This is a genomic window from Acetobacterium sp. KB-1 (assembly GCF_003260995.1).
GTDB lineage: Bacteria > Bacillota > Clostridia > Eubacteriales > Eubacteriaceae > Acetobacterium > Acetobacterium carbinolicum.
Window position 1 is genome coordinate 3,776,254 of sequence record NZ_CP030040.1, and the last position, 12,315, is coordinate 3,788,568.

Annotated in this window: 6 protein-coding genes and 2 pseudogenes; all 8 read left to right on the plus strand. The window is 44.9% G+C overall.

Translation table 11 applies throughout. The annotated features are described in order from the left end of the window. Nucleotides 1-15: 15 nt before the first annotated feature. The 8 genes and pseudogenes from cimA (at nt 16) to DOZ58_RS17450 (ending at nt 12,284) form a co-directional block, all read left to right on the plus strand. A complete protein-coding gene (gene cimA / locus DOZ58_RS17410; RefSeq protein ID WP_111889458.1) occupies nt 16-1,599 on the plus strand; it encodes a citramalate synthase in 1,584 nt (527 codons plus the stop codon). Between the two features lie 85 nt (nt 1,600-1,684). Beyond that, entirely contained in the window at nt 1,685-2,842 is a 1,158-nt protein-coding gene (leuB, locus tag DOZ58_RS17415) for a 3-isopropylmalate dehydrogenase (protein WP_111889459.1), read from the plus strand. A gap of 77 nt (nt 2,843-2,919) precedes the next feature. Next, nucleotides 2,920-4,584: a dihydroxy-acid dehydratase gene (ilvD, locus tag DOZ58_RS17420; protein WP_111889460.1), complete on the plus strand. Its 1,665-nt coding sequence runs from the start codon at nt 2,920-2,922 to the stop codon at nt 4,582-4,584. 95 nt (nt 4,585-4,679) lie between these two features. Then, a complete protein-coding gene (ilvB, locus tag DOZ58_RS17425) occupies nt 4,680-6,341 on the plus strand; it encodes a biosynthetic-type acetolactate synthase large subunit (protein ID WP_111889461.1) in 1,662 nt (553 codons plus the stop codon). A gap of 403 nt (nt 6,342-6,744) precedes the next feature. Then, nucleotides 6,745-7,890: pseudogene (locus DOZ58_RS19340) on the plus strand (MCP four helix bundle domain-containing protein); the annotation flags it as partial. A 78-nt stretch (nt 7,891-7,968) separates the two neighbouring features. After that, nucleotides 7,969-9,459: a methyl-accepting chemotaxis protein gene (locus tag DOZ58_RS17435; RefSeq protein WP_371414216.1), complete on the plus strand. Its 1,491-nt coding sequence runs from the start codon at nt 7,969-7,971 to the stop codon at nt 9,457-9,459. 1,112 nt (nt 9,460-10,571) lie between these two features. Continuing rightward, nucleotides 10,572-11,032, plus strand: a pseudogene (locus tag DOZ58_RS19035) (diguanylate cyclase domain-containing protein). Nucleotides 11,033-11,054: 22 nt separating this feature from the next. Then, nucleotides 11,055-12,284 (plus strand): chloride channel protein, encoded by a 1,230-nt coding sequence (locus DOZ58_RS17450; protein WP_242988536.1) that lies wholly within the window; start codon nt 11,055-11,057, stop codon nt 12,282-12,284. Nucleotides 12,285-12,315: the final 31 nt, after the last annotated feature.

The following is a 12,315-nucleotide window of genomic DNA, read 5'->3' on the forward strand; positions in this document are numbered from 1 at the left end:
GGGAGGGAAACTAAAATGTCAGAAAAAATATTGGTCTTTGATTCAACACTCAGAGACGGGGCTCAGGCCGAGGGAATCTCTTTCTCAGTTGAAGACAAAATCCGCGTGGTGGAAACGCTGGATAAAATGGGGATTGATTATATTGAAGCCGGAAACCCCGGTTCGAATCCAAAAGACATTGAGTTTTTTAATCGGATTAAAGGTATCCAATTGAAACATGCTAAGCTGGTGGCCTTTGGCAGCACCAGACGGGGCGGCATTGCTGTAGAGGATGATGCCAATCTAAGGGCAATCCTGGAAACAGAGACCCCGGGGGTAGCCATCTTTGGTAAAAGCTGGACCTTCCACATCACGGATATTATTAAAACGACGCTGGCCGAAAATCTGAAAATGATCGAAGAAACGATGGCCTATTTAAAGGCTCAGGGCAAAGACGTGACCTTTGATGCCGAGCATTTCTTTGATGGTTATAAAAACGATCCGGCCTATGCCATCGAAGCCCTGCTGGCAGCCCAGCAAGGGGGAGCCGATTGTCTGGCTCTCTGCGATACCAACGGTGGCACCCTGACGCATGAAATTCAGGAAATTGTCACCGATGTGAAAAAGAAATTAAAAATTCCGCTGGGGATTCATTGCCATAATGACAGCGGTCTGGCCGTGGCTAACTCACTGATGGCTGTTCATGCCGGGGCCCGTCAGGTTCAGGGAACCTTCCTGGGCTATGGTGAACGCTGTGGAAATGCCAATCTGGCGACCATCATTCCAAATCTTCAGCTAAAAATGGGCTTTCACTGTCTGGCGGATGCTGAACTTGCAAAGCTGACATCTTCTGCGATTCGGATTGCCGAGATTTCTAACTATGCTCTTACTGGGCGCGAACCTTTTGTGGGGAAATCAGCCTTTGCCCACAAGGGTGGCATGCATATTGATGCGGTTATGAAGAACCCGGCTTCCTTCGAGCATGTCTCACCAGAGGCGGTGGGAAATGAACGACGGATTTTAATGTCCGAGGTTTCTGGTCGCAGTACGATCATTCAGCTGATGAACGAAGTAGACCCGAGTCTGACCAAGAAATCCAAAGAAACCACGCGCGTGATGGATCGCATTAAAGAGTTGGAGTACCAGGGGTATCAGTTTGAAGGCGCCGAAAGCAGCATCAAGCTTCTGATTCGCAAGGAACTGGGGCTGCACAAGCCGTTCTTCACGCTAGAAGATTTTAAAACTATCGGGGAACAGACCCACACCAAGGATGCTCTCAGTTCCTCTGCCGTGGTAAAAATCAATGTCGATGGTCAATCGGAAATCAATGCCGCCGAAGGCGACGGCCCGGTCAATGCCCTCGATAAGGCGCTTAGAAAAGCGCTGGAAGTTTTTTATCCAAAAATCAGCGAGGTGCGCCTCACCGACTTTAAAGTTCGGGTCATCGATTCAAAGTCCGCTACCGCCTCCAAGGTTCGGGTTTTAATTGAGAGTTCCGACGGGGTCGACATCTGGACCAATGTCGGAGTTTCTACCGATATTATTGAAGCTAGTCTGATCGCTCTGATCGACTCGATTGAGTACAAGTTGTTAAATGATGAGGAACGGGAGCAATATTAGACAAAACGATTCGTATCGGTTTGTAGGGGCGGTTATTAACCGCCCGCAAATGCCTAAAAATACGTAAACATAATAAGGAGAACAAATGGATTATAAAATAGCCGTAATTCCCGGAGACGGAATCGGCCCTGAAATTGTCGGGGCCAGTATCAAGGTTTTAGATAAAATTGCCGAAAAGTTCAACCACACCTTTAATTATACCGAAGTGTTGGCCGGTGGTGCTGCCATAGATGCCTGTGATAACCCGTTGCCTCAGGAAACTGTGGACATCTGTTTAGACAGCGATGCCGTTTTACTAGGGGCCCTGGGTGGACCAAAGTGGGACAACCTTCCCGGTGACAAACGACCAGAAGCCGGTTTGTTGGGCCTGCGAAAAAGCCTGGGCCTGTATGCCAACCTGAGACCAGCCATCCTTTATGAAGAATTAAAAGCCGCTTGTCCCTTAAAACCGGAAATCATTGGCGAAGGCCTCGACATTATGGTGGTTCGGGAGCTGACCGGAGATGTTTATTTTGGTGAAAAAGGCCGGGACGGCGATTTTGCGGCTTGGGATATCATGAAATACACCCGGCCGGAAGTTTTGCGGATTGCCAAAAAAGCCTTTGAAATTGCCATGAAGCGTGATAAAAAAGTGACCAATGTGGATAAAGCTAATGTTCTGGAAGTTTCCCGTTTCTGGAGAAGCTGTGTCGAAGAAGTGGCCAAGGATTATCCCGAGGTCGAACTAAACCATTTATATGTTGATAATGCTGCCATGCAACTGGTTATCAACCCCAAACAGTTTGATGTCATTGTTACGGGTAACCTTTTTGGTGATATCTTATCTGACGAGGCCAGCATGATTACCGGTTCGATCGGAATGCTGCCATCAGCCAGTATGGCCGATGGTAAATTCGGAATGTTTGAACCCATCCATGGTTCCGCTCCGGATATTGCGAATCAGGACAAGGCCAACCCCATTCATGGTTCCGCTCCGGATATTGCGAATCAGGACAAGGCCAACCCCATTCATGGTTCCGCTCCGGATATTGCGAATCAGGACAAGGCCAACCCCATTGCGACGATCGTATCCGTGGCGATGATGTTGCGTTACTCCCTGGATCTGATTGCCGAAGCCGATGCCATCGAAGCCGCTGTAAAAAAAACCCTGGCTCAAGGCTATCGCACCGGTGATATCTTCTCAGCCGGGATGGCCCTGGTAGGCACCACTCAAATGGGTCAAAAAATTATCGATAATTTATAAAAGATTTATGGTTTGCAGGGGCGGTTATTAACTGCCCGCAAACGACAAGATCAAAACCACAAAAGAAAGGATATCAAATGAAAAGTGATCGTGTAAAAAAAGGCGTCGAAACGACTCCCCAGCGTTCTTTATTTAAAGCTATGGGTTATATCGACGAAGAACTGGAGCAACCCTTAATCGGTGTAGTCAATTCCTTTAATGAAATCATTCCTGGACATATTCATTTAAATACCATTACTAAAGCTGTCAAAGAAGGGGTACGGATGGCTGGGGGAACCCCCATCGAATTTCCAGCCATCGGCGTTTGCGATGGGATTGCCATGGGTCATGTGGGGATGAAATACTCGTTGGCGTCCCGGGAACTGATTGCCGATTCAATTGAAGTCATGGCCACTGCTCATTCTCTTGATGCGCTGGTTTTGATTCCCAACTGCGATAAGGTTGTTCCCGGCATGCTGATGGCGGCAGCGCGGATCAATATTCCTACTGTAATCGTCAGTGGTGGGCCAATGCTCACCGGTAAAGCGGTCGGACAAAAGGACACGGACTTAAATACCGCCTTTGAAGCGGTGGGAGCTTTTAATGCCGGCAAAATTGATGAAAAAGAGCTTAAATCCTTTGAAGATTCTGTTTGCCCCGGCTGTGGTTCCTGTTCTGGGATGTTTACTGCCAACAGCATGAACTGCCTGACCGAAGTGTTGGGGATGGGTCTGCCTGGCAACGGCACCATTCCCGCTGTTTTTGCTGAACGGGTGCGGCTAGCTAAAAAAGCCGGGATTCAGGTGATGGAAATGTGGAAACGGGATATTAAACCCCAGGATATAATGACGGATGCAAACTTTAGAAATGCCCTGGCCTGCGATATGGCCCTGGGTTGTTCCACCAACAGTATCCTCCATCTACCAGCCATCGCTAACGAAGCTGGGGTCTGCATTGATCTTCAGGAAGTCAACGAGATTTCTGCCAAAACTCCGCATCTGTGCAAGCTGGCACCAGCCGGAAATCACCATCTGGAAGACTTGTACTATGCCGGTGGCATTCAGGCTGTGATGAAAACGCTGGCCGATGCCAATCTGATTGATACCAGCCTGATGACAGTAACCGGCAAAACAATTGCTGAAAACTTGATCGGTGTCTTTAATAAAAACCCGGAGGTTATTCGACCTTTGGAAAACCCCTATAGCCTTACCGGTGGTCTGGCCGTGCTCTTTGGTAACCTGGCCCCAGACGGCGGCGTGGTAAAACAAGGGGCGGTAGCGCCGGAGATGCTAAAACATAAAGGCCCAGCCCGGGTGTTTAACTCTGAAGAAGAAGCGACGAGCGCCATTAAAGCCGGCAAAATTGTAGCTGGTGATGTGGTGATTATCCGCTATGAAGGTCCTAAAGGCGGTCCGGGAATGCGGGAAATGCTGTTCCCAACCTCCGCTATTGCTGGTATGGGCTTAGATAAAGAGGTGGCCTTAATCACCGACGGCCGTTTCTCTGGAGCTACCCGCGGTGCCTGCATCGGACATGTCTCCCCTGAAGCCGCCGCCGGCGGCACCATCGGCCTGATCGAAGAAGGGGATATTATTGCCATTGATATTGTCAATCGTTCCCTTGCTGTAAAGGTGGATGATGCCGTGCTGGCCAAGCGTAAAGCGGCCTGGGTTCCACTGGAACCAAAAATAAAAACCGGCTATCTGTCCCGTTACGCCAGACTGGTAACTTCGGCCTCCACCGGTGCCGTCTTTGAAAAATAAACAATCAATGTTTTATATAAAGGGTTGCAGTGGCGGGTACGACCCACCCCTACAACCCTATAAATCTCAACCAATAGCAGAAAGGAAGTGAAAATTTGAATAACAAAGAATTATTATTAGGATCGGAGATCACCGTCCGATGTCTGGAAGAACAGGGGATCAAACATGTTTTTTCATTCCCCGGTGGCGTTGTGATTCCATTATTCGATGCCTTTTATCGGCTTGATCACGAGATTACCCAAATTGGCCCCTGTCACGAACAAAATGGTGTCCATGCTGCTGACGGCTATGCCAGAACCAGTGATACGGTAGGAGTCGCGATTACGACTTCCGGACCGGGTGCAACCAATGCCATCACTGGGATTGCCAATGCCTATCTGGATTCCGTGCCGCTGGTTGTGATTACCGGACAGGTTGCTTCACCTTTGCTGGGCAAGGATTCCTTCCAGGAAATTGATATCAGTAGCGTGACTATGCAGATTACCAAGCACAATTATCTGGTTACCCATGTAGAAGACCTGGCCGATACCATCCGGGAGGCCTTTGTTATCGCTCAGTCCGGACGACCCGGTCCAGTTGTAATCGATATTCCCAAAGACATCTTTCTGACCAAAACCGGATACCATAAAATGTTTATTCCAAAGCTGCGTCAGATCTATCCGGATATTAAAGAAGCAAAGATATTAGAAGCGGTTACCGCCATTAATGCGGCCAAACGCCCAGTCATTTATGCTGGTGGCGGAGTGATTAAATCCAAGGCGCATGAAGAACTATTGGCCTTTGCCGAAAAAGCCGGAATTCCGGTGGCCAACTCCTTAATGGGATTAGGCGGCATTCCCCGAGATCATGAACTTTCGCTGGGATTAGTGGGTATGCATGGCTTCCAGGAAACGAATCTGGCAGTCATCAACTCCGATCTGCTCATTGCCATCGGTGCCCGGTTTAGTGATCGCGTCACTGGCAATTGCGATGCCTTTGTCCGCAATAAAACGATTATCCACATTGATGTTGATCCCACTGAATTTGCTAAAAATATTCCGGCTGAAATTCAGATTCAGGGAAATATTAAAGATGTATTGCCCTTATTGACTAAAGACATTGAAGAAAAATCCTATCCGGAATGGTATGAAAAAATTGAAAACTGGATCATCCCCTGTACTGAGAAAGGTGATTATCATCCCAAAAATATTCTTAATACCATCAACGCTGCTTATCCGGAATCCTTTGTGGTGACCGAGGTCGGGCAGCATCAGATGTGGGTGGGACAGTACTGGAATGTCTTGCGTCCGGCGCAATTTATAACCTCCGGCGGCTTAGGGACCATGGGTTATGGTCTGGGGGCTTCGATCGGCGTCAAACTGGCCAATCCCGATGCGGATGTGTTGCTAATTGCCGGAGACGGCAGTTTTCGAATGAACTGTCAGGAACTGATTACTGTCAGCAAGTACCAGATCCCCTTAAAAATCTTCCTGTTTGACAATGAGTCATTGGGGATGGTACGACAATGGCAGAAGCTCTTCAGTGATAAACGTTATGCCCAAACTGATATTGTTCAATGCACTGATTACATCATGCTGGCGGCGGCTAGCGGAATCCCCGGCTACAAGGTAACTAATATGGCTGAGCTGGAAGAAACCCTAGAGGCGATCAAAGATCAACCCGGGCCACTGCTTGTCCATGTCAAGATTTCCAACGAAGAAGGGGTTTACCCGATCGTCCCGGCGGGCTGTGCGATTGATGAAATTTATTACGAATAGTAGCATAGTATGAACAAAAATCACCGTGATTTAGCATATTGCGGTGATTTTTTTGTATTTCAATTAGTATCTTTATTAAAGTGGCGGCAGGCAGTTTTAAAATCGCAGTGTAACAGTTCTAATAAATATTAATTCTCACTAAATAACGATAGTTTTTTGCGAGCAAACATTGTATAATACAAATTGGTACGAAAAAAGCATCTTTTATTTTATGATAAAAGACATGACTATTTGGCAGAAAAAGTTGCTAAAAAACTATTGAAGTCTGAAAGGAGCGACAATTTAATCTAACAATAAGAAGATTAGTGATAGTTAAAAATAATTTCACAAGGACTTTTTTACAAAATTACTATCTTAATTATTTCAACAAAAGGAGCAAAGTTATATGAAATGGATTTATGATATGAAGATCACCAGGAAACTTGTCACCAGTTTTCTACTTGTATCTTTTGTAGCGGGTATTGTAGGATTGATTGGGGTTGTTAATCTACTTAAGGTCAATGTAACATATATTGAGACTTACAACAATGTCACAACTGCTCATATGAGCACGGGAAATTTGCTTTCAAGTATAGAAAAAATGAAGTATGAATTAGTTGATATGATTCTAGAATAGGATACAAATGAGATTAAAAAAGATGCTGAAGATATTGTCGCAAATAAAGAAATTATCAGTAATGCTTTGGACGAATTTGAAGCGACAATTGTAAAAGACGAAGTGAGATTAGAGTTTGATCAGCTTAAAACAAGCATCGCTGAAATTGAAAAACAAATTGACAATGTAGCAAGTCTAGCTTTGGAAAATAAGGACGAAGAAGCGTTGGCTATGCTAGATGAAGCTGGGGCACTGACAGTATCTTTTGAAACAGCTACTTCGGATATGGGGGATCTTATCAAAATGAAAGCTGAGTCTGGAGAGGCCCAGATCAGCGAAAACACTGGTGCCACTAATGCCTCAGTTACCCTTATGGCGGTGATCACAATCTTGGGGATGATCTTTGCCATTACTTTGGGGATCTTCTTAAGTAGGATTATTGGAAAACCGATTCAAAAGGTTTCAGAGAATCTAAAAGAGATGAACCTGGGACATTTTGCGATACGTCTTAAAATGAATCGAAACGATGAAATCGGGGAAATGGCGGATGCCATGGATACCTTCTCAGAGAGCATCCAGACGGTGATTGTAGGAACTTTAAACAATGTGTCTGCTGGCGATGTCAGCGCTGATATTATGCTAAGGGATGATCAGGATGAATTGGCACCAGCACTTAAACGGATCATCGAAACTATACGTGCCTTAATCGACGAAGCAAATAGGCTTTCTGTTGCCGCAATAGAAGGAAGATTGAGCACGAGAGGGGACGCAGATCGATTTACCGGTGGTTATAAGCAGATTGTTGAAGGCGTCAATGCCACTCTGGATGCGGTGGTTGGTCCACTGAATCTGGCCGCCGACTATGTCGAACAGATCAGTCGAGGTATTATCCCCGAAAAAATCACAGATTCCTACAATGGTGATTTTAACATTATCAAAAGTAATTTAAATATCTGTATTGATGGTTTAGGTGGATTAACGGAAGGGAAACGCATTCTTGAAAAGATGAGCGTCAATGATTATTCCGAAGAAATGACGGGACAATATCTGGGAATTTACTCGGATATTGCAAAAGCCATCAATGCTGTTCATGAGCGCTTGATTCGGGTGGTCAATGTTGCGACTCATATCGCCGCTGGTGAGATGGATGATCTGGATACCTTGAAACAGATTGGCAAACGAAGTGAAAATGATACCCTTAACCCAAGTCTGATTGCTATGATTGAAAATATTCTAAGCCTGGTTCAGGAAACAGAAAATATGGCCAGTATCGCAGTTGAAGGGGATCTAAAAAATCGCGGTGACGCATTTAAATTCCAGGGAGAATTCGCAAAGGTCATCGATGGATTTAATCAGACTTTGGATACGATTATACAGCCGGTAGAAGAAGCAGCCGCCACGCTAAACTTATTATCAACGGGAAATCTGCAGATTGGCATGGAAGGTAACTATAAGGGCGATCATGCTCAAATTAAGAAGGCCTTAAATCAGACGATTGAGTTTTTGAAACAATATGTCGATGAAATTTCATCAACCCTTGAAGCGATGGGACAAGGTCGTTTAAACCAGGAAATTACAAGTGAGTATCTTGGTGATTTTCTTCCAATTAAAACATCACTCAACACAATCAATGATAAACTTAGCCAAACCATGAAAGAAATCAATGATGCCGCCAGTCAGGTGGAAATGGGTGCCAGACAGATTTCAGATGGTGGACAGAATCTATCACAGGGGACCACTGAGCAGGCAAGTGCGATTCAAGAATTAACGGCATCGATTGAAGAAGTGGCAGATGAGACGAAGAAAAATGCTTTGAATGCCAATCAGGCGAATGAATTAGCTGTCAGAGTACGAAAAAACGCCGAAGTTGGAAATGGTCAGATGGAAAAAATGGTAACAGCCATGGATGATATCAGCGAATCATCCAACAGTATTTCTAAGATCATCAAAGTGATTGATGACATTGCCTTCCAAACCAATATTCTGGCTTTAAATGCTGCGGTAGAAGCGGCTCGGGCCGGCCAGCATGGAAAAGGTTTTGCTGTCGTAGCGGAAGAAGTTCGAACGCTGGCAGCCAGAAGTGCTGAAGCAGCAAAAGAAACCACCGGGCTGATTGAAGGTTCGATCGACAAGGTGGAAGTGGGAACCGGCATTGCTGATGAAACGGCAGAAAGTCTAAAAGAAATACTCAATGAGATCGAGAAAGTATCCGATATTGTCGGTAATATTGCCCAGGCATCTAACGATCAGGCTTCTGAAATAGCCCAGATCACCCAGGGTATTGAACAGGTCTCCCAGGTGGTACAAACAAATTCGGCTACAGCGGAAGAGAGTGCCGCCGCCAGTGAAGAATTGTCCGGTCAGGCCGAAATGCTAAAACAAATGGTTGGTGCCTTCGACTTAAAAACGTTTGGGCAATCGCCAAAAACTCAAAATCAACTTGGGGCAAAGAAAGTAGTAAGAATAGATAAAGAGACGTCCTTTGAGCCCAACATTATTCTTGATGACGATGACAAGTATTAGTCACGTGATGCTTAACGGTAGCTGCTAAGCATAAAGCGACTAGAACACCAAAAGTAAATCAAAAGAAAACTTTGCAGACGGACTCACGCAGCCACTGCAAAGTTTTTTTAATTGAAAAAATTAATTTTAAATACCTGAAAAATATAAAGTAGCAAAAAAACTGTCACAGTGAATGCCACGCATTGTTTAGGGTGTCTATCTGTGTTAAAATGAGAGAAAATAAAACTTACAAAAATTGAATAGTGAAAAATAAAGTGTGTTTTTATAATCGGCAAAGACGATGCGAACGATGTAAAAGCCTGGGCTATCGGCGACCCGATGATTCTGGATCAAGAAGAAAGAAAAGGGATGATCGTAAAATTTGACAGCTAAAAAGTATCCCAAGACAAAAAAGAAGGCTAGACCGATCAATTTGGAATAGGATTTAGACCAGATTCTACTCGGGCGTAAGAAAACCGGTCGATGATTATATAAAGTATCAGAGAAAAGTGTGTAGAGCTTTAGAAATCAGTACCAGGAGGGAGTTCATGGAAAAAATTAGAAATGTTGCAGATTTCACAGATCATCATATTGAGAAGAAAAGAACCCTTGATGAAAGTAAGCAGTTTTCACGAATCAAAATCGGTATTTGTTTGCTTTTGTATTTTACGGTCATTTTTCTGCAAGTACGGTTTTCATCCTTTAGTAATATTGCCGGTGTTGTGGCTCAGCTTCAGGTGATGATTTCGGTTTGCCTGGTGGTGATAGCAAAAGAAAAGGGCTATCGGATTGGGGTGGCCATTAATCTTCTGACTTCCGCGTTTGTGGGGATCATTATCGTCTTGGGGGCCGGCAATTTAAAGGCAATACCAGGAATTATGGTGCCGCTTAGCACGATCATTATCATCAGTATTATTTCATTTTATGGCAAGCGGGTTGATAGTAATTTGGCAGAAGTTGCTGCACAAAAAAAAGAACTGAGTGTTCTCTACGATGAACTGGCAAATTCGGAAAAAGAAGTTTTAGAGCAGAACCAAAAGCTTAGAGAACTAAACAGAAAAATGAAACAGCGTGAAGTTAGGCTTAATTATCTGGCATATACCGATGTTTTAACCGGACTCCCAAACCGTGAAATGCTTGTCAACAAGCTTGATTATCTGGTAGAACAGTCCCAGGAGAAACAAGCGCCTTTTGCGGTGGTATTTATTGATCTGGATAGTTTTAAAAAGATCAATGATTATAAAGGGCATCATATCGGCGACTTATTGCTGAAATCGATTGCCGACAGAATAAAGAAATCGTTTTACAGCAGGATATGCTCGGGCGTTTAGGGGGCGACGAGTTTACTTTGATTATCCAGCGCGATCTCAGTGAAACGGAAATATTTGAGTATGTTGAAAAAATCCGAATGGCTCTGTTAGAGACCTTTGTGGTCGAAAATATGAACTTAAATATTAGTGCTAGCTTTGGCATTGCAAGATATCCCCGGGATGGGGTCACGGCCACGGAGCTGTTGAACTATTCTGATATCGCCATGTACAAAGCCAAAGAATTTGGAAAAAACAGAGTGCAATTCATCAATGGACAAGCGTAAGACGAATTGACAGGAGGATACCGTGGGGCTTAAATTTAAAGAAACTGCCGTAATGACTTTATTTGTGGCGATACTGGGTGGCACAATTGGTGGGATTACCTGGGGGCTGCTGTTTATGATGAACCTGGGCATCAATTTTTTATGGCAGGATCTTAAAAATGCGGTCAATCTCACTTTGTATCCGGTGGTGGTCTGTGCCATTGGCGGTTTACTCATCGGGCTTTGGGAGCAACGGTTTGGTCCCTATCCCCGGGAAATGGCGGAAATTTTAAAAACGGTTAAAAAAGGGAATAAGATCCCTTATAATAACCTACACATCATTGGTATCTCAGCCCTGTTACCACTGATATTTGGGGGGAGTCTGGGCCCGGAAGCCGGTTTAACCGGCGTGATTGTGGGGTTATGTTTCTGGTTTTCCGACCGCTTTAAATTTATCCTTTCAGAAACGGATGAGCTACCGCAGATTGGTATGGCTGCCACCATCGGCGTTATCTTTGGGGCACCGCTTTTTGCCTTTGTAGAGCAAATAGAAGATGAAGAAAAACCAGCAGTGATTCCTAAAAATCTAAAAATAATGATGTATTTCGTTGGCATTCTCAGCGGTTATGGGGCATTAACCATCCTCCAGAATCTTTTTGGCGGACGGCTGGGTTTGGGACACTTCCCAGCCATCCAAAAAATGACGGCAGTAGAATGGGCAGCAGCGATTCCTCTGGCACTGGTTGGGGTAGCAGCGGGAATGCTTTATTATCTATTTCAAAAAATGACCAAAGTCGCGATTAAACCATTGGCGCAAAAAATTCTGATTCGGAGCATTCTTGGCGGTGTGATTCTTGGCGGCGTCGGAATTTTTCTGCCCTACACGATGTTTTCCGGTGAACACGAAATGGTTGAGGTGATGAATTCCTGGCAGGGCTTGGGTTTTGCAGTGCTGCTCTTAACTGGGATTGTCAAACTTCTAATGGGCAATATTTGCCACCAAATGGGCTGGCGGGGTGGAAATATTTTCCCCACCATTTTTTCGGGGATCGCCATTGGTTATGCCTGTGCCTTAATGCTTCCCATTGATCCCATCTTTTGTGTGGCAATAGTAACAGCGGCATTAACAGCTACGGTTATGCGAAAACCCCTGGCAGTGATTTTATTGCTGTTGATGTGCTTTCCGATTAACGGCATCATTCCGATGACTATTGGTGCAGTGATTGGCGGCGCTATTCCGATCCCCAAATGGATCGGACTTCTGGAAGACTAGAATGAGTTGATGCCATAAGAGTCGGAACAAT